This is a genomic window from Pigmentibacter sp. JX0631 (assembly GCF_029873255.1).
GTDB lineage: Bacteria > Bdellovibrionota_B > Oligoflexia > Silvanigrellales > Silvanigrellaceae > Silvanigrella.
Window position 1 is genome coordinate 2,899,436 of record NZ_CP123622.1, and the last position, 26,200, is coordinate 2,925,635.

Consider the following 26,200-nt stretch of genomic DNA (forward strand, 5'->3'; position numbering starts at 1 on the left):
AAATGAGTTTTTGAAAAGAAGAAAACGACTTATTTACAGTAGTATAGAAAATTATAATGCTTTTTGCCAAGGAATGATAAGGAGTATATTATAAAGCGGCTTCTTTTTTATTTTTCATTTCAACTAATGGGATATCCTCTGCTGACTCCATAGATTCGACTACTTTCATTTTAAATCCATCTTCCATCTCAAAACTCTCTGCCATGAGGTCAAGGATTTTTTGAGTAGCTTCTTTGCTTATTTTCGCCGCATTTTCGTCATAGCAAGAGATGATTTCAATTTGGGCACCTTCGGGAGATTCACATAACAAAGTAAATTTTTTTCTGACAACACCTGTGAAAAAATTAGACATATCAAAACTCCTTTAAATTATTTTTTCTTTTTAAAAAATCCACCGGATTTTTTACTTGTTGAAGAAGAGTCACTACCACCAGAGAAAAATCCTTTTTTCTTAGGTTTGGAATCATCGCTTTGTGCAGTAGAACGGGGAGAAAAAAAGCCTTTTTTAGTAGAAGATTGTTTGTATTGGTTTTCATATTTTTTATTGAGTTCATCAGGAGTTTTTCCGGAAACTCCTCCTGTAACCAGTCCGCCTTGGCTACCAGAGGCAGGAGGAGGCAAATAATAAGCAGGTGGTGCGTATCTAGGTTGCATAGCATTTGATACCGCATTTCCAACTAATGCTCCCATTAGAAAAGGAGCCCAAGAACTTCCTCCACTATTGCTACTGGCGGAGTGTTCGCCAGTAGTAGCATTTTGATTTGTTGCTGCCACTAAATCTATTTTATATCCCTGAGTCATTTCTAAAACAGGAGTACAATTTCCGTCAGTTTTATTAAAATTTAATTTAGCAGATTCTCCTGAACTACCTTTAGCATTTTCTATTTGCGCCATTTGAATATTTTTGACGCTTAAAGGATTAGGAAGATTTTTGTTATCGTTTCCTGCGCCATGGAAAATTGTATATTTACCCAGATTTTCATTATATGAAACTTTAACAACACTGACAGCGGCGGTTGGACAAGAAGCCGCTGTAAAAGCATTATTATTTGGTGCTGTAGAATGATCTATACAACTAACAACCATTAAAGAAGAAAATGCAATTATTGGAATAACTTTTTTCATGGATTTTCCTTTTCATTTTAAATCAAATCAATTCGAAAATAAAAAGTTTCACAATGATTTGATATATTTGAACGAAAAAAAGGAAAAATTAATCTCACTTTTAACTCATTCAAGATTCCTAACATCGCATCATAATATGGGTTTCTTTTTTTTATTGTCAATCTTTTAATAGAAAATTTTAGAAAAATTCAGAAGAAAAAAATAGTTAGTTTTTATAAATATAAATAACTATTTTAAATTTAAATATATAATTGGGGTAACAAGTTAATTTATTACCCCAATTAAATTAATTAATACTATTTAAAGCTATTTTTCTAACTTCTAGGTAAGCTGTATGGGCTGCTTTTAAAGCTGCATTTTCTTCAGGAGAAAGATCAATTTCAAATACTTTTTCAGCGCCTTTATTTGTTAACTTAACTGGTACGCATAAACAAGCGCCTTCTGAAATTCCATATTCACCTTTTAATTCAACTGAGCATGGAAGAATTCTTCCTTGATTAAGCACTATGCTTTCTATCATAGCTGTTACACCAAAACCAGGCGCAACCCATGCTGAAGTTCCAATAAGTTCTGTTAACTCAGCGCCGCCACGTTTTGTACGACTTACAATATCAGAAATTTGATCGGCGGTTAATAATTTATTTAATGGAACACCACCAACTGTTGCTGTGCTTGTGACAGGAACCATGTCTTTATCAGTATGCGCGCCAATTACAATGGCTGAGACATCTTTGATATGAACATTCAGTGCGCGTGATATATTACTTCTAAAACGAGAAGAATCTAACACACCAGACATTCCTATAACTCTTTCACGTGGGAAATTTGTTACCTTTTGTGCAACAGTAAGCATCGCGTCAAGAGGATTTGACACCAATATTAAAACACAATTAGGTGCAAATTTTTTAACATTTTCGCAAACAGTTTTTACAATTCCAGCATTAATTCCAACTAATTCTTCTCTAGTTTGTCCTGGTTTCCGTGGAACACCTGCAGTAACAACAACTATGTCTGAATCTTGCATAAAAGAAGAATCATCCGTTGCAGTAAAAGATGCATTGAAACCGGCAAATGCACCGCCTTGAGCTAGGTCCAAAGCTCTACCTTGAGCCACATTAGGTTTTAAATCAATTAATACAAGATCTCCAAGTTCTTTTTGCGCGCACCATTGAACAACAGCAGCTCCAACATTTCCACCCGAACCAACAACAGTAATCTTAGGTCTTTTTAGCATATAAAAACTCCCCTAATAAAGAAACAAGAATAACTTAATCACAGAATAACATGTAAAAGGATCATGCTTGTTTTAATAATATAAAACAAGAAGACAGAATTCTTTTAACTTTTTTTAGTCGCTTTGAAAAGTCTTGTAGCACCACCTAACCATTTTGTTTGTTCAATAGACACAAAACCAGCATTAGATAGCATTTTTGAAAAATTTTCAGCTGAAGGCATGGTAGATACACTATTTGGTAGATATTCATATGCAGATCTGTCAGAAAATAAGCCACCAATTTTTGGTAAAATTTTCTTAAAATAAAAGTCAAATAATTTAGCAAAAAAAGTATTATCTGCAGGAAAAAATTCTAAAATAAATAAAGTACCAGAAGTTTTTAAAACCCTATTAAATTCTTTTAATGCAAAATCTCTATTGTCTACATTGCGAAAACCAAATGAAATAGTTAAACAATCAGCAGAATTATTTTCAACAGGTAAAGCCTCGGCAGAAGCTTGAATAAAATGTAAATTATTATTTACATTATTTTTTCTTGCTCTTATTTTTGCCTGTTCAAGCATTCCAGCCGAAATATCAAATCCATAAAAAGTTTTATAATCTTTTCTTTTATTTATTGTATGAAAAAGAACATCTCCTGTACCACATGCAACGTCATATAAAGTTCCAGAGGTATTTTCTGGAAAAGAACATATCATTTTATTTCGCCATCTTGTATCTTGTCCAGCAGATAATAGTCTATTTAAAAAATCATATTTATTCGATATTTTATCAAACATTTTTTGAATTTGGATAGATTTTTCACTTAATACTAATGGATTATTTTCCTGTTTATTTAAACTCATTTTTTCTCCTGAATTTCCTGCTTTTTTAACTCGGAGTAAATATAATCTTCATCGACTACTCCAATTGGAGCAAAGCCATTATTTAATACTAAATTCGGAGATTTTAGCAATAACGTTTGGCCAGCGATACTAAAAGTTATGCATTTTGCTTTTTCACCTAAAGCTAAGTTCATAGCGCCAAGAGCTTCGCGAAATATCCGTCCACTTTCATTTCCTGGTATGACGCCTTCTCCAACTTCATTTGAAACAACAAGAATAGGGCAATTTAAACTTGATAATTGTTTGATAAAGTACAAAGATTCTGTTTCTAAGTGTTTCAGTAATTGAAGTTGTGAATAGTTTTGGATATTTTGGGATATTTGCCATCCCATCCATAAAGTTAAACAATCTATTAAAAGAACATCAAAATTTTCATATTGACAATGTTTTATGACTTCTTCTAGTCCTATTGGATATTCAACAGTTGTCCAGTGCTGTGGCCTTCTATCTTTGTGTTTTTTTATTCGCAAATTCCATTCAGGGGAATTTTCAATTTGTCCACCTGTGGCATAAAATAACACTCTCTCCCATTTTTTTGCACAGTTTTCAGCAAAAAAACTTTTTCCAGATTGCCCTCCACCTAAAAAAAGCGCAATTTTTTCGGAATAATTATTTTTTTCCATAACTTATTTCCTTTCTGAGATTAAGAAAAACTTAATTGAATTTCCTAAATTCTTTATTTTTTCAAAAGAAATAATATTTTTTGTATCATTACTTGTATGCCATTCATCAAGATTTTTCCAGTCAATAATATGCAGAAATGGAATTCCTTCTTGTGCAAAGGGAATGTGATCATCTTCAATTTGGTATGGAAAATTCGATATGTCTATATCTTTTGCATGTTGAATAAATATCTCAGCTTGTTTTGCATTAGAACCTTTTGTAAAGTATAATTTTTGGTTTTTATGACCAATCATATCTAAAATAATGACAAGTTCTATTTTTTTATTATCAAATAATTTAGTTCCATTTTTGTCTTTAATTTGCGTTTTAACAAAATCTTTAGATCCATAAGTATTATCTTGAATTCCCAAGTAATTTAATCCATCATTCCATTCATTTAAAAAAGCTTCTTCGCCATCTAAAAAAACAAAATGTATATCACATTTATGAATATATGTTTCTTTTTTTCCTTTTGTTTTTTGTAGAACTCTCGCTAATTCTAGAAGGAGAACTGTAGATGATCCCCCATCATTTGCTCCAACAAATTTAAATTGAGAAAAATATTTTGTATCATAGTGACCACCTAAAATAATACTGCAATTTTCTGATCCTTTTTTAGTGGCAACAACATTTATTCCTGTTACTTTTTTTGTTAGCCCTGCCATTGCAACTTTTCCGCCAAATTTTGTGGAATCAAGATTTGGAACCTCGACTTCGAATTTCATTTCTCGAACTTTTAAATGCATTTTTTTTAACGTTTCTTGCAAATCTTGAGCGATTTTAACTTGCTCTTTGCTACCCATCGGATGGGGGGAATTAGTAAACCAATCCATGAATTTCTTTAGATTTTCTATTGATAAATGCTCCGAATTTTGAAATGAAATAGAGTGTGCTGCCATTGCTTGAAGACAAGCAAAAAGCCAGATCAAGTTCTTAAACCATGGATAAGAAGGACGTTTCACTATGCATTTACTCCTTTGTAATGATGATGGCTATAAAGCAAAAGGAATTCAAATATTAGCAAAATATTTAAATTCTTTAGGTCACAAAATAACAGTAGTTGCTCCTAATGGCGAACGTAGTGCTCAGTCTCATGCTATGACATTTTATCAACCAGTTAAAATAACGGAAGTTTCCATCAATGAATTTGCTGTTGATGGAACACCTGCCGATTGTGTCGCATTAGCTTTAAGCAAATTGATTCGGGAGAATCCTCCTGATTTTGTCGTCTCAGGAATTAACCATGGGCTAAACGTTGGAATAGACGTAAACTATAGTGGAACTGTCGGTGCGGCCACAGAAGCCGCGCTAATGGGATATAAAGCAATCGCTGTTTCAGCAGATATTGAAGGAATAAAGGGTGAACAACAAGAAACATTATTTCTTCAAGCTGCGAAAATAGTAGGTCAAGTCATTGAAAATGCAAAGTTTTTAGACTGGCCAAGATTAGAAGTCTTAAATATAAATGTCCCGCAAAAACCTGCTAATATCTCAATCGCCGATTGCGGTGGGGAATCATTATATGTACCTCACATTGAAGAATTATCAGTTCAGTCGAAAAAGAATATGGGTATCTATTTAATTGGTGGTCTTTCTCGCTATGAACCTCAAGATATGTCGCAAGATGTATCGTTAATTTCAACCGGAAATGTTACTTTAAGTTTCGTTCGAGCAAAACAAAGTAGCACTGTTAGTAATAAAAAATTAGAAAAAATCGTTGGTTCTTTAAAAATATGAAATCTATTGAAAAAAATTGGGCAAAAGAATTAGCTAAAGGTATTATTACTGCAGAACAGCTTCTGCAAAAAAAATTTATTGCAATAAATGAAGTTGAAAAAATAGAATTAGCTAAAGAAAATTTTGACATTAGAGTTCCAAATGTTTTTTTAGATGCTATAGATAAAAATATTTCTGAAATAAAAAAACAATTTGTCCCTTCTGCCCAAGAACTCAATTTTCTACCTGAAGAACTTGAAGATCCTATTGGAGATGAACGTTGGACACCTGTCTCAGGAATTACTCATAGATATCCTGATAGAGTCCTTCTAAAGCTAACATATATGTGCGCTTCCTATTGTCGTTTTTGTTTCCGACGTTATAAGGTTTCTGATTCTGCTTTTAACTTAACAACTGAACAATATCATGAAGCTATTGAATATATAAAAAATAATAAAGATATTTGGGAAGTTATTTTAACAGGCGGAGATCCTCTCACTTTAACGGATCAAAAATTAAAAAATGTTTTAGAAGATTTAGATAAAATTAGTCACGTAAAAATAGTTAGATTTCATACAAGAATTCCTTCTGTTTTACCAGCAAGAATTAATGATAGTTTGATAAAAATATTAAAAAGTATTCAGAAACAAATCGTTTTTGTAATTCATATAAATTCGCATCATGAGTTTAACGTTGAGGCAATTTATGCTATAAAAAGATTGCGTGCAGAAGGATTTTCTTTATTAATGCAATCTGTTCTATTAAAAGATATTAATGATGATCAAGAAAAATTAATAAAACTATTAAAAATAGCCACTGAAAATGGAATTAAACCCTATTACTTACATTACTTAGATTTGGCTAAAGGAACAGAACATTTTCGTGTTCCGCTAAGAAAAGCTATAAATTTGTATAATAGTTTAAGAGGTTTAATTTCTGGTATATGTATTCCAGAATTTATTTTAGATATTCCTGGTGGAAAAGGAAAAATATCTTTACAAAGTTCTTCGGTGAAAGAATTGGAAAATAATTGTTGGCAGTTTATTAGTCCCATTGATGGATCTAAAATAGTGATCCAGTATCCAGCGGAGGTTTAATTTAAATGCAATTGTTACAGGAAGTATTTAAAAATAGTGAAGAAATCAGTTTGAATGGTAAAACAGCAGTGATAACAGGAGCAAGCTCTGGAATTGGTCAGGCAACTGCCTGTTGGCTTGCTCGGGAAGGTATGAATTTAATTCTTATAGCCAGAAGGTTAGATAAATTAGAATTCTTAAAAAAAGAATTAAATGAACAGTTTCCTAAAGTTTCGATAAAAAATATTCAAATAGATTTACAAGAAAAAAAACTTCTAGAAAAATTAACAAATGAAAATGTTTTTAATTGTGATCTATTTATTAATAATGCTGGATTAGCTCTAACTAGGGATTTAGTTGAAAATAGTAGTGAAGAAGATATTGAAACTATGGTTAGTACAAATATTACTGCTTTATTTAAATTATCTTCCGTAGTAGCAAAAAATATGGTAAAAAAAGGGCATGGGCATATCATAAATATTGGAAGTGTTGCAGGGCATTTTAGTTACCCTGGTGGTGCTGTTTATTGTGCTACAAAAGCAGCTGTAAAATCATTTTCTGAAGCTTTACGCCAAGAATTACACGAAAAAAATGTTAGAGTTACTTTAATTTCGCCAGGAATGGTTCGAACTGATTTTAGTTTGGTTAGATTTAAGGGTGATAAATCTACTGCTGACAATGTATATGCGCACGTTGAATGTTTAGAAGCAAAAGATATAGCAAGAATAATTGTGAAAACTGCGAAAGAACCTATTCATGTTAATATTGATGAAGTATTGGTTTTCCCTACAGTACAAGCACCTGTTTCTTTAAAAACTAGTAAAAATAAATAAAATACATTAATCATTTAAAATTACTATAGTTCAGTATTTTAAATGATTATTAATTTAATAATAAACAACTCGCTTTCGCCCCAGTTTTAACTTCTTTTAATTCAGGAATAGTGCTCGCACATTTGCTTTCTGCTAGTGGACAACGTGTTCTAAATCGACATCCACTTGGTGGATAAATAGGAGATGGCAAGTCACCTTGTAAAATTTGAATGACTTTGCTTTTTTCTAGTTCAGGATCAGGAATAGGTACAGATGATAGTAACGCTTTTGTATAAGGATGTTGAGGAGATTTATAAATTTGTTCCCTAGTTCCAATTTCAACAGGTTTACCTAAATACATAACCATTATTCTATCACTGATATGTTTAACTACACTAAGATCGTGTGCAATAAACACCAAAGTTAATCCTAATTCGCGTTGTAATTTTTTTAATAAATTAACAATTTGCGCTTGGATAGAGACATCTAGTGCACTGACAGGTTCATCACAAACTATTATTTTAGGATTTAGTATTAAGGCTCTTGCAATTCCTATTCTTTGGCATTGTCCGCCGGAAAACTCATGTGGATAACGATTGATATGTTCTGGAATTAGACCAACAAGATCCATCAAACTAGTTACTTTTTCTTTCACTTCTATATTAGACATTTTTGGGAAAAAAGTTTTTAAAGGTTCAGCAATGATTTGTCCAGCTGTCATTCTTGGATTTAAAGAAGCCAAAGGATCTTGAAAAATCATTTGAATATCTTTTCTAGCTTCACGCATTTCATTTTTATCAAGATCAAGTAAATTTTTTTCTAATAAAGTAACTTTACCTTCAGTTGCTGGTAGTAAACGCATTATAGCCCTTGCTAAAGTAGACTTGCCACACCCAGATTCACCAACTACACCAAGTGTTTCGCCTGCGTGCAAATCAAAACTAACACCATCGACAGCTTTTAAAGTAACTTTTTTAAACCATGAACCTTTTTTTTGGACAGGAAAATATACTTTTAGGTTTTCAACTGAAAGAATTTTTTGATTCATGTTAAGAATTCCTTATAACAAGCCTTTTTCGTTTTCTGATTAATTGCAACTAAAGGAGGAGGTGTTGTGAAGCATTTTTCAGTAGCATACTGACAACGTTCATGAAAAGCACATCCCGTCGGTAAGTTTAATAAGCTTGGAGGATTACCTGGAATTGTAGGTAGATCTCCATAAGTTTCGTCGTTTAATTTAGGAATAGATTTTAAAAGTCCTTGTGTATAGGGATGCTGCGGTTGATAAAAAATATGCTCAACTGACCCATATTCCATGGTTCTTCCTGCATACATGACCATCACATTGTCGCAAATACCTGCAACAACTCCTAAATCGTGAGTAATGATTATTATTGCTGTTCCTAAATCTTTTTTAAGATCTCTTAAGAGAGCGACTATTTGCGCTTGAACTGTAACATCTAATGCAGTAGTTGGTTCATCAGCAATCAACAAGTCCGGTTTACAGAGAAGACTCATTGCGATCATAACCCGTTGACGCATTCCTCCAGAAAATTCATGAGGATACATGTCTATTCTATTTTTCGCATCAGGAATTTTTACTAAATCTAACATTTTTATCGATTCTTGTTTTGCTTCTTGTTGAGACATATTCTTATGAAACATTAAGACTTCTGTCATTTGGGTAGAAATTTTTAAATAAGGATTTAAAGAAGTCATAGGATCTTGAAAGATCATCGATATTTTATCGCCTCTGATCTTGTTTAGTTGTTGTTGATTTAAACCAATTAATTCATTGTTATTAAATTTTACGCTCCCAACAGTTTTACCATTTTGAGCTAGTAATCCCATAATTCCTAGGACAAGTTGACTTTTTCCCGAACCAGATTCGCCTACTATTCCTAATGCTTCACTTGAATTTAAAGAAAAACTAATTCCATTTACAGCTTTTACCATGCCATCATGAGTGGAAAAAGAGATATTGAGATCGTTAACACTTAATAAAGTCATAGGAGAATTCCTTTTTTAACGGTCTTTAGGATCAAGAGCATCTCTGAGTCCGTCACCAATAAAATTAAAGCAAAATAATGTAATTACTAAAAAGGCTGCGGGGAAAACCAATCTCCACCAAGCCACTGTTACATTTTGTGCACCATCATTTATTAAAACTCCCCAACTGGTAGCAGGTTCTTGAACTCCAAGACCAAGAAAGCTTAAAAATGATTCTGTAAGAATAACTTGCGGGATAGTTAAAGTAACATATACAATTACTATTCCAAGCACATTTGGAACGATATGGCGTAAAATTATTATCGCTGAACTTACACCGCTTGCATGTGCTGCTTCTATAAATTCTTTTCCTTTTAAAGAAAGAGTTTGTCCTCTAACAATTCGCGCCATGTCAAGCCAATTTACTGCTCCAATTGCAATGAAAATAAGAAATATGTTTCTGCCAAAAAAAGTCATTAATAAAATAACAAAAAACATAAAAGGAAGAGAATAAATAATATCGACAATTCTCATCATAAAACCATCAATTTTTCCACCTAAAAAACCAGCTGTAGCGCCATAAGCTATACCTATAACTACACTTACAACACTTGAAATGATGCCAATTAAAAGAGACATTCTCCCACCATATAGTGTTCTAGAAAAGACATCTCTTCCTAAATCATCAGTACCAAAAAAATGTTTACTGCTAAAATCGGGTGAAAGACCAATTGAATTCCAATCAGTATCTTGCATTTCATAGTGGGAAAAATATGGAGCAAAAATGACCAATAAGGTTATGATAAAAAGGATTCCAATACTAACAACTGCTGCTTTATTTAAAGTTAATCTTCGAAAAGCATCTTTCCAAAGACTTCTTCCTTTAATTTCTTTTTTCAGCGCAATTTTTTCAAGAATGATAGCCTTTTTACTCATATTTGTTACATTCTGTATTGAAGTCATAATGTTAAGCCTCTTCAGTATTTTATTTTTGGATCAATCACAGCATATAAAACATCAACAATAAAATTAAATGCAATTATGAGAGCTCCTACTAAAATTACAGAGCCTAACACTAAAGTGTAATCACGATTTAATGCACCTTTAACAAGGTAACTTCCTAGTCCAGGTAAGCTAAAAATTTGTTCTACAACTACAGAACCGGTAATGATCCCAGCTGTAGCTGGACCTAAATATGATATAACGGGAAGTAATGCAGGTCTTAAAGCATGGCGAAATAAAATAATTCTGGTTGGAATTCCCTTTGCTTTTGCTGTACGGATATAATTACTTTTTAGAACTTCAATCATGCTTCCTCGCATTATTCGACTAATAATTGCTATTTGTGGTAAAGCAAGAGAAGTAACAGGAAGAATCATATTTTGGAAAGAGCCATCATTCCAACCACCGGCGGGTAACCAACCTAAAAATACTGCGAATAATAAAGTAAACATTGGTGCTGTTACAAAACTTGGAATTGAAATTCCTGTCATTGACATTCCTGTTGCTAAATAGTCAACAAAAGTATTTTGCTTAAACGCTGCAAAAGAGCCAACAAGTACACCTATAATAACAGCAATTAACATAGCCCAAGCGCCCAGCCATAGTGAGACAGGAAATCCTTGATTAATAAGTTGATTAACAGTCCAATCTGGATATTTAAATGAAGGTCCAAAATCACCTTTCGCTAGTGACCATAAATAGTCTAGATATTGAATAAATATAGGATCATCTAAATGATATTTAGCGTTCAAATTTGCTTGCACAGCTGGGCTCAGTACTTTTTCTCCAGAAAAAGGACCACCTGGAGCAATTCGCATAAGAAAAAAAGATAAGGTAATAAGTATAATTAGCGTAGGCCATGCCCCTAAAAATCTTTTTATAGTATATGAAATCATATTAACTATGCCTCAAAATAAGTAAATTAAATTTTATTACCTTAAAATCTTTCAATTAAAATAAATCAGTAAAGAATAACTTTTTCTTCTTAACGTATTGCAGAATTGGAACTATCAACTATGTAGAAGTTCTTAGTATACATATGATCCAAAGGATTTTCTCCACTATAACCTCCAACATGATTTTTGACAAGGTGTGTGGTTACATAAGTGTATAAGGAGATAATTGGGTAATCATTTAGCATTAATGCAGATGCTTGTTGCAAAGTTTCTGATCTTTTTGTTGGATTAACTTCTAATGAAGCTTTTTGTATAAGTTCGTCGTATTTAGGATTTTTATATTTTGGATTATTTTGTGGATTATGTGAAACAAAGAGATCCAAATATGTACTAGGATCATTATAATCAGCATTCCATCCATCTCTTGCTGTAATAAAACGGCCTTCATTTCTTTCTGTGAGAAATACTTTCCATTCTTGGTTTACTAAATTCATTTTAACACCAAGATTTTGTTCCCACATAGCGGCTAAAGCTATTGCAACCTTTTTATGTAATGCATTTGTGTTGTAGGTATAAGTCAATACTAAAGGTCTTTCTTTAGAATAACCGGATTCTTTATAAAGACGTTGAGCTTCAGCAATTCTTTGAGAAGCGGGCATTTTTTCCCAAGAATAAGCTTGTTGTTTATAAGATGCCATGCCAAATGGAACTATATCGTATGAAGGAAGTTCGCCTCTACCTGTTACTTTTTCAGTCAGAACTTTTCTGTCTATTGCCATAGATAAAGCCTGTCTTAACTTAACATTATTTTTAAAAGGTTCTACATTTGTATTTAAAGATACATAATAGGTTGATAAAAAAGGATTGGCTTTTAATTGTTTTCCAAGTGATTTTTTTAGATCTTTAAATTTGTCTGATGGAATATCATAGGTAATATCTAATTGACCAGTTTGGTACATTTGCAGTTCTGTATTTACATCGGCGATAGGGTAGTAATTTGCACTTTCAATTACAGTTTTTGCATTATTCCAATACATTTTATTGCGTTCAGTTGTTATTTTATCACCAATTTTCCAATATTTTAGCTTATATGCCCCGGAAGAAACTAAATTACCTGGTTGACTAAACTTATCTCCAAATTTTTCTACATTAGCTTTTTGGACAATGGCTAAATTTTGGAAGGCTACGATCTTTAAAAAATAGGGACATGGTTTATTTAAAGTAAATTGCACAGTACTTTTATCTAAGGCTTTGACCCCTAATTCTTCTGGCTTCTTTTTACCAGTTGTTATTTCAGGGGCATTTTTAATCATCAGGACTAATTCAGCATATGTGGCAGCTAATTTAGGATCTACTAGACGCCGGATGGAAAAAACAGCATCTTCCGCTGTGATTAGTGAACCGTCTGAAAACTTAGCGTCAGGGCGAATTTGGAACGTATAAGTTAAACCATCTTTACTTATTTCCCACCTGTTCGCGATTCCGGGATTAATTTCACCTTTTTCATTTTCTACCAGCAAGCCTTCAAATAGGTCGTATAAAACGCGTGCGCTAACTGTATCTTGAGCCTTTTGTGGATCTAACGAGGGAACTTCAGCTCCTATCCCAACATTTATAATTTGCTTAGTTGAAAGTTTAACACCAGTAGGCACTTCTGCAGCAAAGGTATTAGGAATAAATGATGTACATGCAAATAGTGAAGAAAAAAGAATAGCAGAAAATTTTGGCGTTTTTTTCAACAGCATAGGATCTCCAGCAAGGAAAAAGTAGAGATGAAAATAAATATTTAACTATTGACTATTTAGCCGAAATTATATCTTGTGTCAATTAAAAATATAAAATTAGTTTGAAATTGCTTGTTATCTCTATTATTAAATCATTTTTAATTTGTTCTTAATTAAGATAAATACTTTAATTTAATTCTTTTCATTATAATGACATAAAGTTAACTTTTTCTAGTTCTTGGAATTTATTATATTTAAATGCAATTATTAAATTTAATTATTAAAAAGATATTAAGTTAAAATTTCATCAATATTTTGGAGAAAAAATAAAATTTATTAAATTTAAATTAAAATTTGTAAATTTAATTTAAATTTAATAAAAAACTAATTATTAAAAAGTATTTAGACTAAGTCGAAAAATATCTTGCTTGGGGATGCCAACTCACTAATGCACTAGTTGTCAGCTCAGGATGCATTTGATATGCTTCTGATATAAAAACACCAATTCTGCTGGCATCTAATAAATTAAGTAAAGTTGCATTTCCCTCCATACTTGGGCAAGCAGGATAACCAAAAGAATATCGAGAACCTTGGTAACCTTGACTAAAAAGTTGGCGCATATTTTTCGCATCTTTTCCAACTATTCCTAAATCTGTTCTAATTTTTTTATGTATTAATTCAGCAAATGCTTCAGTTAGTTCTGTTCCAATTCCATGCATGTAGTAATAATCAGTTACGTTACCAGAATCATATAGTTTTTTTGTTTGATTAGAAAATTCTTCACCTAAAGTCACTATTTGTATTCCTAAGGTATCGAATTCAGCATTTTTTATATTTCTAAACATATCAGAAATACACAATAATTTTCCAGAATTTTGGCGTGGAAATTCAAATTCCGCAATAATTTTATTTTTATCAGATGGATGAATTTTATTTTTTTCACTTGGGTCATAAACAAATAATTTATTTTGAAAAGAACATACTGGAAAATATCCGTAAATGGCTTTTGGTTGGAAGACTTTTTCTTCAATAACTTTATTCTTCCATTTATGGTATAAAGGATATGCTTTTTCTTGTAAAAGTAAATTAAATTCCGTATCATTTTTGTTACCTTGAGAAAACCCCCAGCGACTGCGTATTAATGCAAATTCATCAATAAAATTAAATAAATTATCTATACTTTCTTCTATTACTTTTGTTCCCCAAAAAGGCGGAATTGGTATAACTTCGTTTTTTCTTATCCAGGGACTTTGGCCATTTTCATCAAGTTGAATGGAAGGAGAGCCTTTTCTTATAATTTTAATTTTTTGTTCTTCTGGTTCTGAAGGAGTAGAATTATCATGTCCGCGAGCATATTTTCTAATGGCGTTTGCTTGTTCTAAAGTAAGCTCTCCAGAAATTTCGGATAATTTTTCCATTATTTTTAAGCTTTCAAAAGCATCAAAGGCATAAAATACTTGTCCTTTGTAAACTGCCTGGCAATCTTTTTCTACAAATTCTCTAGTCAATGCAGCACCACCAAGAATCACTGGAATAGTGTGGCCATGGACTGTCATATATTCCAAATTTTCTTTCATAATAGCTGTAGATTTAACTAATAATCCACTCATCCCAATTGCATTAGCACCTGAGTTTTTATATTTTTCTAAGATAGATTCGATAGGTTGTTTTATTCCTAAGTTTAAAATTTCAAATCCATTATTTGAAAGAATAACATCGACTAAATTTTTACCAATATCGTGAACATCACCTTTTACTGTAGCAATGATCATTTTACCTTTACTGTAACCTGTTTTTTTCTCCATATAAGGTTCAATAACGCTAACAGCAGCTTTCATAGCTTCAGCACTTTCAAGAACAAAAGGTAATTGCATTTCGCCAGCACCAAAACGTTCTCCAACAGTTTTCATTCCTGAAAGTAAAATTTCATTAATTATCGTAAGAGGAGGGTATTTTTTTAAAGCTTCTTTGCAGTCTTCAATAATGAGCTGTTTTTCTCCATCAATAATATCAAGTTTTAATTTTTCTTCTATTGACAAAGTGTTACGTTTTATTTGTTCTGTAGATGAATCTTTTTTTAAATCAGAAAATTTTTGTAATATTACTTTTAAAGGATCATAATTTTCTGCTCGTCTATCGAAAAGAAGATCTTCAAAAATATTTCTGACATCAGATTCTATTTTTGCAACAGGGATTATTTTTGAAGCATTTAGTATTGCTAAATCTAGCCCATTTTTTACAGCATGATAAAGCATTAATGAATTTAATATTTGCCTTGTATATGGAGTTAAGCCAAAACTTACATTTGATAGTCCAAGAATTGTTTTCACACCTGGTAAAGTTTCTTTAATTAATTTAATTCCATCAAGAGTGGCAATAGCTGATTTTCTAAATTCTTCATCACCACTTCCTAGAGTGAAAGTTAGAGGATCAAAAATAAGATCTCCTGGGTGGATATGAAATTCATCAACTACTAAATTATAAATTCTTTTAGCTATTGCAACCTTTTTTTCAGTAGTTTTTGCCATTCCTTCTTCATCTATTGTAAGAGCAACAACAGCAGCGCCATATTCTTTGCAATATTTTAAAATTTCCCTTGCTTTTTCTTCACCATCTTCAAAATTTATAGAGTTAATGATACATTTTCCGGGTGCAATTTGTAAGGCTTTTTCTATAACTGGTAATTCAGTAGAATCTATCATTATGGGAATATTTACTTGTGTTACTATTTTTTTAAGTAACTTCTCCATGTCTTCAGTTTCGTTACGTGAAACATAAGCAACACATACATCCAAAATATGTGCGCCTTCTTTTAATTGACTCTTTGCTATTTGGACAAGACCATCATAATCATTCACAGCCAGAAGTTCTTTGAATTTTTTAGAACCATTTGCATTTGTTCTTTCGCCAACATATAATGGTTTTGGCTCAAGATTTAAAGGAACACTATTATATAAACTACTTACACTTTTTTCGTATTTTCCTTTACGTATTCCTGGATTAAGTGTACCAGCAAGGTTTGCAAGTTCCTTGATATGCTCAGGCGTAGTACCACAACAGCCACCAATAATATTTAAGGAAAAATCTTTTGCCATTAAATTTACTTTATTGGCAAAATCTTTCGGTCCAAGAGGATAAACTGTTTTTCCTCCCACATTTTGTGGAAGGCCTGCATTGGGAAGAACACTTAACGCAAATGGCGAAGCTTCGGCTAAATAAGCTATATGCTGCCGCATTTCATCTGGACCAGTAGCACAATTCATTCCTAAAACATCTATTTCTAGTGTTTCAATTGAAGTTAAAGCTGTTTGAATATCACTGCCAACTAACATAGTGCCAGAAGTTTCAATTGTTACCTGAGACCATATAGGAACCTTTTTATTAAGCTCCTTCATAGCAGATTTTGCTGCTCTGATTGCAATTTTTACTTGATTAATATCTTGAGAAGTTTCGATTAATATTGCATCTACTCCACCTTTAATTAATCCTACCATTTGTTTTTTGTAACTTTGATATAATGTATGATAATCAATTTGCAAAAGAGAAATAAGTTTTGTTCCAGGTCCTACACTTCCAATGACATATTTATTTTCATTAAAACTATTAGCTACATATCTGGCTAACTTTGCAGCTATAATATTTAATTCTTCTGTTCGATGGGCTAAATTAAATTCACTTAAAACAATTTCATTGCAACCGAATGTGTTTGTTTCTACTGCATCAGAACCATTTATAAAATAATTATGATGGATCTCTTGAATCCACTTCGTTCTTCTTTCATTTAATAATTCTACACAACCATCGTATTCTAATCCACCATAATCCTCAATAGTTGGATTAAAATTAAAAATCTGAGTGCCCATAGCTCCATCAAGAACTAATACTTTCTCTTTAATTAATTCAGAAATTTTTTTTTTCATTTCATAAACCTATATAATTGATTGAGCAATTACCTTTTATTTTTATTTGACATCCTAGCCGTTCATCTTTATTTGCTGATATGGATTCAAGAAAATCTTTTTCTTCTCTTTCCATTGCGGAGATATTCTCAATGCCTTTTTCAATTTTAATTCTGCATGTTCCACAAGTTCCAGTTCTGCAGCCAAAAGTAACATCAGCTCCACAGGAATCAACTATTTCTTGAAAAGAAGTGCCTTGAGGGGCTTCTACTTCCATATCTTCCAATACAAAATATATGATTGGTTTTGACATAATATTTTCCTAATTTATGAGAAATATTTAAAGTAAACGCAGAGCAAACTCAACATTTCCTAAAGGAGCACTTATTTGCAAACCTTGTACAGAAGATTTAATTTCATCAATAAGTTCTTTAGCAATTGCTATCCCTTCGTTCATTTGTTCGTCTGAAGTCTTACATTTTCGCATACGATCTAAAATCGTATTTGGTACATAAACTCCAGGGACTTCATTTGCCATAAATTCAGCATTACGTAGACTTTTCAATGGCCATATTCCAGCAATAATTGGTACTTTAAATTTTGAAGAAAATTCTAAAAATTTGAATAATGAAACAGAATCAAAAACTGGTTGAGTAATCGCCCACTCGGCACCAGCTTCAACTTTATATTTAAAACGAGATTTTTCTTTTTCTATATCAGAAGCAACGGGGTTTGCACCGACACCAACACTCATGCAAGTTGGTCTGCCAATACTGGAACCACCTAAATCAAGTCCAGAGTTTAATCTTGTTACCATATTTACTAATCCAATAGCATCTATATCAAATACCGCTGTTGCATTTGGATAAGGCCCCATTTTAGGAGGATCTCCAGTTATGCATAGAATATTTTTAATTCCTAATCCTGCAGCACCTAATAAGTCACTTTGAATACCTAATAAATTTCTATCTCTACAGGCGTAGTGTAATACGGTTTCAATACCAATTTCGCGTTCAATAATACATGCTGTGGCTAAAGAACTCATTCTTGCTGAAGCTCTAGGACCATCTGGTATATTTATCGCGTCTATGTTATTTTCTTTACATATTTTTGCGCGTTCAAGGATTTTTTCTATTTCTAATCCTTTAGGTGGAAGAAGTTCAATACTAGTAACAAATTTTCCATCAATTATTTTTTGCGCCCAATTACTTTGTAAAACTCTAGGTACATTTGTGATATGTACATGAATTTTATTTTCTTCTTTTGTTTCGATATTTTTTGTTTGTTCCGTTAAGTCAAAAGCTTTTGCTTGGCGAATAGCTCCTGACATTATTTTTGTATGTGCAGGGGACGTTCCACTACTGCCTCCGAGAAGTCTCGCGCCTCTTAGTAAGGCTTGACGAGCAAATTCACCCATATATTCAGGGCTTGCCATATAGATAAGTCTTCCATCAACCATGCGTGGTTGGCCTGCATTGGGATAAAGAATAATTGGTTTATCTGTTGACTGCTTTAGTTTTTTTAATATTTCTAACATGGGAGCAGGGCCATTTCCGCCATCTATTCCTACAACGTCAGCCCCCCATTCATCTAATTTTTGGGTGAACCAAGTAGGTTCTGTCCCAAACAAACTATTTCCATCTTCATTCACACTCATCATTGCAATAATAGGAAAATCACCTATTTCTTTTATTGCTAGTATTGCTTGATGAATTTCAGATAAGTCTGGAAAACCTTCAAGAATAAATAAGTCAACAGATCCGTTTATTAAGGCATGAGCTTGTTCTTTGAAAGTATTTTTTGCTTCTTCAAGCGATGTTGGTCCCCAGGGTTCAATTCTTACTCCAAGTGGTCCAATACTGCCAGCAACCCAACAGTTTGTTGTAGCTGCTTTGCGAGCAATTTCTGCTCCTTTTAAATTTATATCTTCAACTTTTTTTTCCAGTCCAAAAGATTTTAATTTATAGTGATTAGCACCCCAAGTATTAGTACTTATAATTTGTGCGCCTGCATTAATAAATTCTGAGTGAATTTGATAAACAAGTTCAGGTTGAGAAAGATTTACTTCTTCAAAGGATTTATTTATAAAAATTCCTTTTTCATACAGAAGAGTACCGGTTGAACCTCCAAGTAAAATACATTCACCTTTTTGTAAACAGGAACGAAACGAACGTATACATTTTTGCTTAGAATTAGCAGAAAAAGAATTAGGCATATTTTGACCCACTCCAGAAAATTTTGTCTCACAGTGGAAACCACACAACACAGCCAATTGGCGAGAGAACAAAAGAGTTTAGGTTAACAAAAATAAAAAATTTTTGTGCAATGTAGAACATTGTGATAAAAATTATGACATGAAATTTTTCTAGGAGCAAGTATAGTTATATTTCTTTATGTGGAATGTAAGTGTAACCAACACCTCTTACAGAGTGAATAAATTCAGGTTTTGCCGGATTTTTTTCAATATACTTTCTTAATTTCCCTACAAAAACGTCTACAGTTCTAGTTTCTATAATTGCATCATACTGCCAAACTTTATGGAGTAAATCATTTCTAGTTAAAATTTTATTTTCATTTTCTAAAAATACTTGAACTAATAAGCCTTCTGTTGGTGAAATTCTATGGACAATTCCGTCATTTCTAGTAATTGTGAGACGCTCCATGTCAAAAATTGTATTACCAAATGCTCTGGGAGTAAGGGATAATTCGGTCTTATACCATTTTTTTCTTTGTACTAATCTTTTTACACGAAGAATAATTTCCGATAAATTAAAAGGTTTTGTAACATAATCATCAGCACCTAATTCAAAAGCTTTTATTCGGTCATTTTCAAGACTTTTAGCACTTAAAACTAAAATGGGAATTCTTTCAGCAAGAATTCTTGTCTTTTTTAATATTTCATAACCATCTAATTGAGGTAACATTATATCTAATATAATGGTAGAGATTTTTTCAAAATTTATTTTTATATATTCTAATGCTTCAAATCCATTAGAAAGTAACACTACTTCGAAACCTTCGGCTTCAAAATTAAACAATAATCCTTCACCAATTGCTTCTTCATCTTCAACTATGAGAAGAAAGTCTTTGGAGTTCGACATAAAACGTACATCCTTTGTTTAAACCATCACTAAGTGCAAATATTTTTCCATGATGTTCTTTAACTATTGATAAACAGACAAATAGACCAAGGCCAGAGCCTTGGATTTTAACTTTTAAATTTCTTTCTATCCTATAAAATTTTTTAAATATCTTTTTTAAGTGGTTTTTTTCAATTCCAACGCCATTATCTTTTATAAAAACTTGGATAAAGTCTTTTTTTAAAAGAACTCCAGCTTGAATTAAGCCACCTTTTTCTGTATATTTAACTGCATTATCTAGCAGGTTGTCAAATAGCATTGTTAAATGATAAGGATTTCCCCAAACAAAAAAAGCATTTTCAACATCAGTCAATAAATTTTGAAATTCAAAAATACGTAAATCGCCAAATCGATCTTTTACTCTATTAAAACATGCATTCAGTAATTCACATAAATTAACTCTGCTATGAATTAAAGTACTTTTATCCGATTCTAACCGTGCTGATATAAGTACTGTATCAATCAGTTTTTGCAATCTTTCAGTTTCTTTCAATGTTCGGGTTAGAAATTTTTTTCTTTCATCTTCTGTCACATTACGGAGTAGCATTGTTTCTGCATAAAGCCTTATACTCGCTAAGGGGGTTTTCAATTCGTGGGTCACATTGCTTAAAATAGCATCTTGCATTTTTGTAATTCTAGAAAGTCGTCTTTGACTTACAAAAATCATGTATAATGCAATGAGGATAAAACCCATTAATATGCAACCCTGCGATAAAATAACCCATTGACCAGAATTAGTTGCAGCAACAGGAAATTTTTCTATGAATGTATTTATTTCTTGGCTTCTTAAGATGTACCATCTGATCCAGACAAACATAAGCAAGCCCCAACAAATTTGGGCGCCGATGAGGATTGAGATGGGATGTAAAAGCCATTTAAGTTTTTTTAACATGATTTACCCTTTAGCAATAGCAATCTTTGGTTGCTTTAGTAGTATACCTAAAACGTATGCTTTAGAAAACTCAAATTCTGAAGTAATGGGTAAAAAATATATTACTTTTTATCAAGATTTCTTGAAAAATAAAAAACAAGAAGAAATAAAGCATTTAGATGAAATAAAAAAACAAATTGGAAAAGAAAAAAATGGACAAGAAAAAATATACCTTTTATTAGGACTGCTAAATAACGCAGGAGATATATTGCAAGATGATTATGTAGAATTTGCAAAAAAAAATATTCAACAGTCTAAAATAAAAATGACTGATTTGCAAAGTCAACTTTATCGAATATATTATGCAAATTATTTGTATTTAAAAAAAGATTATGCTGGAGCAATATTATTATTAAAACCAATTTCTAAACAAAGTAAATTATTAATTTTTCAGATGATAGCACCGTTGTACTTAGATGCTTTACTTGATGCTGGATTTAAAGCTGAAGCAATAGATTACTATAAATCCTATGGAAATATTATTGAACAATATACAAATTGGGAAAAAATGAATGAAGTATTTGTCAAATTATCGCAAGCAGCAATGTTTTTTAACCAATTTAATCAGGCACTTGTTTTCTTAAAAAAACCTTTGCTTTTTTATCCGTTAGAAAAATCTGGTAGAGATGCAATGGACATTGTTTCAAAAATTGAATGTTCTGGTGGAAGTTTAGGAAGTCTTTATTTTAGGGAAGAAAATCTCCAGTATTTGTCAAAAGAAGTATATAAACGGATAGGGAAACAACCTGATTCACGAAATTATATATTAGCTTTAGTAGGAATTAATCCTTTCAATCCAATTCCAACTAAACCTTTTGAACAACTATCAACCCAAGAAAAAGATAAGATTTTAGGAAACACTGAACTGTTACTTTCTGCAAGAGAATATAATTTAGCTGATAATGTATTAAATTATCTTTCTGAAAATGGTACTTATTCCGATTTAAATATAAAAGATAGAATATTAGATATGCGAGGAAGAGTTTTTAATGCTTTAAATCAACCAGCAAAATCAGCACAAGTGTATTTTAAATTATTTACTGAAATGCCAAATTCAAAGTTTTCAGAAATTGCTAAAATGAAGTATGCAGTATCGCTTCATTATGCAAGAAAACATATTGAGGCAGCTGAGTTTGCAAAGAAATATTATATATTTTCAACGCTTGAAGAACAAAATTGGTTTATTTTATGGGAGTATATATTAGCAAAAAAATATGATGAAGCTGAAAATGTTGCTATAAATTTTTTAAGTCAAAGTAAAAAAGAAACAGTAAACATTAAATTTCAATATTGGCTTTCAGTAATTCAATATGAAAAGGGATTGAAAGAGGATGCTAAAAAAAGCTTTCAATCAATTGCAAAAAGAACTTCAGAATATCCCTATTCTGTGTTTTCAAGATGGAAATTAAATAATTACAGTTATAAAAATCAAAATATTGGAGAAAATTTAGGAATTAAAGACTATTATTCAAGAAGATTTAATCCTTTTTTAAAAAGAAAAATTAAAGACAAAAATTTAGAAGAAATTAGAAAATTTATTTTAAGTGATTTAGAAGATGTAGCGATTATTTATATTAAGAAAATAAATACAAAAAAAATGAAAAAGAACCAGATAGTTCTTTTAGCAAATTTAGCATATGCAGCTACTGACTTTAAAATGTCTTCGGATCTAGCACGCAATAATTTTGGAAATACTCTGGATGAATATGGTGTTGATGAATTATGGACAGAAAAAACGAATTTCTGGAAATTAAATTACCCTTTAGCTTATTGGAAAGATATCCAAAATGCAGCAAAATTAGCTGATATTGATCCTTTATGGTTACTTTCTATCATGCGAGCAGAATCACTCTATTTTCCTACAGCTGAAAGTTCCGTTGGTGCAATAGGTTTAATGCAGATTATGCCTTACACTGGTTTAAATATCTCTAAACATATTGGCAAAGATAATTTTAATATTAGCTTGTTAAAAGAACCTTCACAATCTATTGCATATGCTGCTTGGTATTTAAGAATGTTATTAAAAATATATAAAGGTAATTACTTGTTAGCAACTGCCGCATATAACGGGGGGCCAGAAGCTATAAATCGTTGGATAGGACAAAACAATTCACTAACAATTGATGAATTTTATGAAAATATTCCATTTCAAGAAACAAAAAAATACGTGGCAAAAGTCTTGGGATACCTTGACATTTATTATAGAGTGCAACTAGGAAATAGTGATGGTTATAATTTGGATTTCGGTGATTCGCTACCAGATCCTTTTACAAAACTAAATATTTTTTAGGCGCTTTATAAAGGGGTTCCCTTGTGAATTTACAGCAGATGCAAAATAATGATTTTATTTTGCAAGTAGATAATATTGTAAAAACTTATCCAAATGGGACAAAAGCTTTAAAGGGAATTTCTTTTCAAGTACCTAAAGGTGCATTTCTATCAGTTATAGGTCTTTCAGGTTCAGGGAAATCCACTCTGTTAAGATGCATTAACCGTATTCATGAACCTACTGCGGGAACAGTTTATTTTGAAGGACAAGACATTACCCACGTTAAAGAACGAGAACTCAGAGAAATAAGAAAAAAAATTGGAATGGTTTTTCAGCATTTTAATCTAATCAATAGACGAAATGTATTAAATAACGTTTTAATGGGTAAATTAGGAGAAATGAATAATCATTTTTTGGGTGGGATTTTTAAGAAGTGGCCTTCTGATTGGGTTGATGAAGCTTATGCTGCTTTAAGAATCGTAGGAATAGCAGATAAAGCACTAGTACGCGCTGATGGTTTGTCTGGGGGGCAAAAACAGAGAGTTGCTATTGCAAGAACTTTAATTCAAAATCCACACCTACTTTTAGCAGATGAGCCTGTTGCTTCACTAGATCCAACGACGAGTTATTCAGTGATGAATTACTTAAGGGATTTAAATACTAAAAGAAATATTACCGTTGTTTGTAATTTACATTTTTTAAGTTTAGTTAGAGATTATTCTACTCATGTAATTGCTTTAAAAAATGGAGAAAAAGTTTTTGAAGGAAAACCATCAGATATTTCTGAAAAATGGTTTAAGGATATTTATGGCTCTGATGCAAAAGAAGTGGAGATACATTAATGAAATTCCCTTCATTTATTCCAATAATAGAATCAAAAAGAAAAAAAAGAGAGTTAGCAGGTTTACTAATTGAAATGTTAGTATGGGCATATATTTTAATATTTTTCTTCAAAATTTTAATATTTTCTATTCTTTTACCACTAATTGAAAACTTAGCTTATTCGGAAAACCCAAATCAATTTGCCTTAAATATTATTCAAAAATTAAATTTTGATAGTAGATATTTTGAATTTCCATGGAGTTGGTTTTTGGGTTTATCTTTTATTGGATTTGGTATTGGCGCTTTAGTATCTTTAAAATGCAAAGGATTTGGTTCTTGGGTTGCAAGTCTATCTAAATTACAAGTAACCGATCCTAATGATTATTTAAAAATACAGAAGCATTGGAAATTTGCAAAAATTGAAGCATATTTTTTAGTATTAATTACTTTAATTACGGGGATAGTAATAGTAAATGTTAGTGTATCTAAAATAATTCAAATTGATGGTTTATTAGGCGCAGGTAGATTAACGTTACAGTTAACTTGTGGAATACCTGGAGTTGGTGAACATATATTATTTGGTTCTTTCTACGATCTATTGCAATCTTTTTTTAATTTATTGTTACGTTTGCATAATTCTGTTTTTACCAATCAAGCAGAATATTTTAATATACCTTGTATACCGAACGATTTAACTTATTTTGGCAAAGCTTTAAGTAAACTAGCAGAATCAATTTATTTAGCATTTTTAGCTACGTTTTTTAGTATTCCAATTGCGTTTGTTTTATCTTTTTTTGCTTCTAGAAATTTAACACGCCATAGCTATGCTATGCGCTCTCTTTATTTCTTAATTCGTTCTTACATGAATATTACAAGGTCTATAGAGCCATTGATTTGGGCAATCTTATTTTCAGTATGGATTGGGATTGGTCCTTTTGCTGGCGCATTGGCTTTGATGGTTCATAGTGTTTCCAGTCTAGTGAAACAATATTCAGAAGCTATCGAAACAGTTGATGAAGGGCCTATTGAAGCCTTGCAAGTAACAGGCGCAAGTCGTATTGCTGTTGTCTGGTTTTCAGTTGTTCCACAAGTTATTCTTCCTTTTCTTGCCTTTACGATTTACAGGTGGGATATCAATGTAAGAATGGCAACTGTAATAGGACTTGTAGGTGGCGGTGGAATAGGTAGTATTTTAATTCAGGAGCAAATGTTGGCGCGTTGGACACAGGTGGGAAGTCTTGCTTTTCTTATCTTTTTGGTTGTCTGGTGCATGGATTTCTTATCAGCAAGAATTCGCGAGGCTATACAATAAGTGCAAATAAAATATTTAGGACTTTTACCATATTCAGATACGTTAGGAATAATGGAGTCTATCCATACAGATATTGTTAATAACCCTTCACAAGAAGGAATTATTTTAGTTGTGCAGCATCCGCCTACTGTTACTATGGGGAAGCGTGAGTTATATACAGATATGCTTATTCCACCTGAACAATTAAAGTATAAAGGGGTGGCCTTTCATAAAATAGATCGTGGGGGCAGTGTTACTGTTCATGAGCCAGGACAAATTGTTATTTATCCCATTTTTCAAATTCAAGAATATCAACAAACAGTTCGTTCGTACGTACATTTATTAGAAGAAGCAATGATAGAAACAGCTGCATTATATGGAGTCAATGTTCAAAGAGATGAAATAAACCCAGGGGTATGGGTAGGGCAGAACAAAATTGGAGCTATTGGAATTCGAATTAAAGATAAAGTAACAAAACATGGAATTGCATTCAATGTTTTGAATTCCTTAGAAACATTTTCTAACATCATACCTTGTGGATTACATGGTAGAGGTGTGATTAATTTGCTCCAAGCTATAAAAGACATTCCTATAGAAAAAAGAAAAATCCCCCTTCTTGATTATCATGATGTAGAAAGATATTTAGCACAAACAATAAATAATAAATTATCTTTGATAAATTAATTCTTGCAAAGTAATGAAGTTTTTAGTCTAAATAAATATCGCA

At 31.8% G+C, this 26,200-nt stretch carries 23 protein-coding genes; 7 read left to right on the forward strand and 16 right to left on the reverse strand.

Annotated features, from left to right (window positions below; translation table 11 throughout):
* Positions 1–88: 88 nt before the first annotated feature.
* From QEJ31_RS12560 to QEJ31_RS12585, 6 genes are all read right to left on the reverse strand, one after another.
* Positions 89–352, reverse strand: a complete 264-nt coding sequence (locus tag QEJ31_RS12560) for a hypothetical protein (RefSeq protein WP_280590605.1) — start codon at positions 350–352, stop codon at positions 89–91.
* Between the two features lie 17 nt (positions 353–369).
* Positions 370–1,125 carry a hypothetical protein gene (locus QEJ31_RS12565; protein WP_280590607.1) on the reverse strand — a complete coding sequence of 252 codons (756 nt, stop codon included), beginning with the start codon at positions 1,123–1,125 and terminating at the stop codon, positions 370–372.
* A 286-nt stretch (positions 1,126–1,411) separates the two neighbouring features.
* The gene (locus QEJ31_RS12570; protein WP_280590609.1) at positions 1,412–2,359 is read right to left on the reverse strand and encodes a malate dehydrogenase; all 948 of its coding nucleotides are present in this window, start codon (positions 2,357–2,359) and stop codon (positions 1,412–1,414) included.
* A gap of 104 nt (positions 2,360–2,463) precedes the next feature.
* The gene (gene ubiE / locus QEJ31_RS12575; protein WP_280590611.1) at positions 2,464–3,204 is read right to left on the reverse strand and encodes a bifunctional demethylmenaquinone methyltransferase/2-methoxy-6-polyprenyl-1,4-benzoquinol methylase UbiE; all 741 of its coding nucleotides are present in this window, start codon (positions 3,202–3,204) and stop codon (positions 2,464–2,466) included.
* Positions 3,201–3,866, reverse strand: coding sequence for a bifunctional adenosylcobinamide kinase/adenosylcobinamide-phosphate guanylyltransferase (locus QEJ31_RS12580; protein WP_280590612.1), 666 nt, complete (start codon positions 3,864–3,866; stop codon positions 3,201–3,203). The genes ubiE and QEJ31_RS12580 overlap by 4 nt, the downstream gene beginning before the upstream one ends.
* 3 nt (positions 3,867–3,869) lie before the next feature.
* Positions 3,870–4,868 (reverse strand): M28 family peptidase, encoded by a 999-nt coding sequence (locus QEJ31_RS12585; RefSeq protein WP_280590613.1) that lies wholly within the window; start codon positions 4,866–4,868, stop codon positions 3,870–3,872.
* 1 nt (position 4,869) lies between these two features.
* Between QEJ31_RS12585 and surE the strand changes: the two genes are divergently transcribed.
* Genes surE through QEJ31_RS12600 form a run of 3 tightly spaced genes read left to right on the forward strand, consistent with a single transcriptional unit; the run spans position 4,870 to position 7,531 of the window.
* Positions 4,870–5,643 carry a 5'/3'-nucleotidase SurE gene (gene surE / locus QEJ31_RS12590; RefSeq protein WP_280590614.1) on the forward strand — a complete coding sequence of 258 codons (774 nt, stop codon included), beginning with the start codon at positions 4,870–4,872 and terminating at the stop codon, positions 5,641–5,643.
* Positions 5,640–6,719, forward strand: a complete 1,080-nt coding sequence (locus QEJ31_RS12595) for a KamA family radical SAM protein (protein ID WP_280590616.1) — start codon at positions 5,640–5,642, stop codon at positions 6,717–6,719. The genes surE and QEJ31_RS12595 overlap by 4 nt, the downstream gene beginning before the upstream one ends.
* A 5-nt stretch (positions 6,720–6,724) precedes the next feature.
* Entirely contained in the window at positions 6,725–7,531 is an 807-nt protein-coding gene (locus QEJ31_RS12600) for an SDR family NAD(P)-dependent oxidoreductase (protein ID WP_280590617.1), read from the forward strand.
* 49 nt (positions 7,532–7,580) lie between these two features.
* Here QEJ31_RS12600 and oppF read toward each other — a convergent pair whose 3' ends face one another.
* From oppF to QEJ31_RS12650, 10 genes are all read right to left on the reverse strand, one after another.
* The gene (oppF, locus tag QEJ31_RS12605; RefSeq protein WP_280590619.1) at positions 7,581–8,558 is read right to left on the reverse strand and encodes a murein tripeptide/oligopeptide ABC transporter ATP binding protein OppF; all 978 of its coding nucleotides are present in this window, start codon (positions 8,556–8,558) and stop codon (positions 7,581–7,583) included.
* Positions 8,555–9,520 (reverse strand): oligopeptide/dipeptide ABC transporter ATP-binding protein, encoded by a 966-nt coding sequence (locus tag QEJ31_RS12610; RefSeq protein ID WP_280590621.1) that lies wholly within the window; start codon positions 9,518–9,520, stop codon positions 8,555–8,557. Before QEJ31_RS12610 ends, oppF begins: the two co-directional genes overlap by 4 nt.
* A 15-nt stretch (positions 9,521–9,535) precedes the next feature.
* Positions 9,536–10,435, reverse strand: a complete 900-nt coding sequence (gene oppC / locus QEJ31_RS12615; protein ID WP_348524561.1) for an oligopeptide ABC transporter permease OppC — start codon at positions 10,433–10,435, stop codon at positions 9,536–9,538.
* 41 nt (positions 10,436–10,476) lie between these two features.
* Entirely contained in the window at positions 10,477–11,397 is a 921-nt protein-coding gene (gene oppB, locus QEJ31_RS12620) for an oligopeptide ABC transporter permease OppB (RefSeq protein ID WP_280590624.1), read from the reverse strand.
* An 89-nt stretch (positions 11,398–11,486) separates the two neighbouring features.
* Complete coding sequence (locus QEJ31_RS12625) at positions 11,487–13,142, reverse strand: peptide ABC transporter substrate-binding protein (RefSeq protein ID WP_280590625.1); 1,656 nt, start codon at positions 13,140–13,142, stop codon at positions 11,487–11,489.
* Positions 13,143–13,528: 386 nt separating this feature from the next.
* Positions 13,529–17,041, reverse strand: coding sequence for a methionine synthase (metH, locus tag QEJ31_RS12630; RefSeq protein ID WP_280590627.1), 3,513 nt, complete (start codon positions 17,039–17,041; stop codon positions 13,529–13,531).
* A gap of 1 nt (position 17,042) precedes the next feature.
* Positions 17,043–17,333 carry a 2Fe-2S iron-sulfur cluster-binding protein gene (locus QEJ31_RS12635; protein WP_280590628.1) on the reverse strand — a complete coding sequence of 97 codons (291 nt, stop codon included), beginning with the start codon at positions 17,331–17,333 and terminating at the stop codon, positions 17,043–17,045.
* A 27-nt stretch (positions 17,334–17,360) separates the two neighbouring features.
* A complete protein-coding gene (locus QEJ31_RS12640; protein WP_280590629.1) occupies positions 17,361–19,235 on the reverse strand; it encodes a bifunctional homocysteine S-methyltransferase/methylenetetrahydrofolate reductase in 1,875 nt (624 codons plus the stop codon).
* 166 nt (positions 19,236–19,401) lie between these two features.
* Positions 19,402–20,121, reverse strand: coding sequence for a response regulator transcription factor (locus tag QEJ31_RS12645; RefSeq protein WP_280590631.1), 720 nt, complete (start codon positions 20,119–20,121; stop codon positions 19,402–19,404).
* Positions 20,087–21,052: a HAMP domain-containing sensor histidine kinase gene (locus QEJ31_RS12650; RefSeq protein WP_280590632.1), complete on the reverse strand. Its 966-nt coding sequence runs from the start codon at positions 21,050–21,052 to the stop codon at positions 20,087–20,089. Before QEJ31_RS12650 ends, QEJ31_RS12645 begins: the two co-directional genes overlap by 35 nt.
* Here QEJ31_RS12650 and QEJ31_RS12655 point away from each other — a divergent pair.
* From QEJ31_RS12655 to lipB, 4 genes are read left to right on the forward strand one after another with little or no spacing between them, the layout of a single operon-like run.
* On the forward strand, positions 21,051–23,381 hold the full coding sequence (locus QEJ31_RS12655; RefSeq protein WP_280590634.1) for a transglycosylase SLT domain-containing protein: 2,331 nt from the start codon (positions 21,051–21,053) through the stop codon (positions 23,379–23,381). The genes QEJ31_RS12650 and QEJ31_RS12655 overlap by 2 nt on opposite strands.
* 23 nt (positions 23,382–23,404) lie before the next feature.
* Positions 23,405–24,202, forward strand: a complete 798-nt coding sequence (phnC, locus tag QEJ31_RS12660; protein ID WP_280590635.1) for a phosphonate ABC transporter ATP-binding protein — start codon at positions 23,405–23,407, stop codon at positions 24,200–24,202.
* Positions 24,202–25,494 (forward strand): phosphonate ABC transporter, permease protein PhnE, encoded by a 1,293-nt coding sequence (gene phnE, locus QEJ31_RS12665; RefSeq protein WP_280590636.1) that lies wholly within the window; start codon positions 24,202–24,204, stop codon positions 25,492–25,494. Before phnC ends, phnE begins: the two co-directional genes overlap by 1 nt.
* A complete protein-coding gene (lipB, locus tag QEJ31_RS12670; RefSeq protein WP_280590637.1) occupies positions 25,495–26,157 on the forward strand; it encodes a lipoyl(octanoyl) transferase LipB in 663 nt (220 codons plus the stop codon). It begins immediately after the preceding gene.
* Positions 26,158–26,200: the final 43 nt, after the last annotated feature.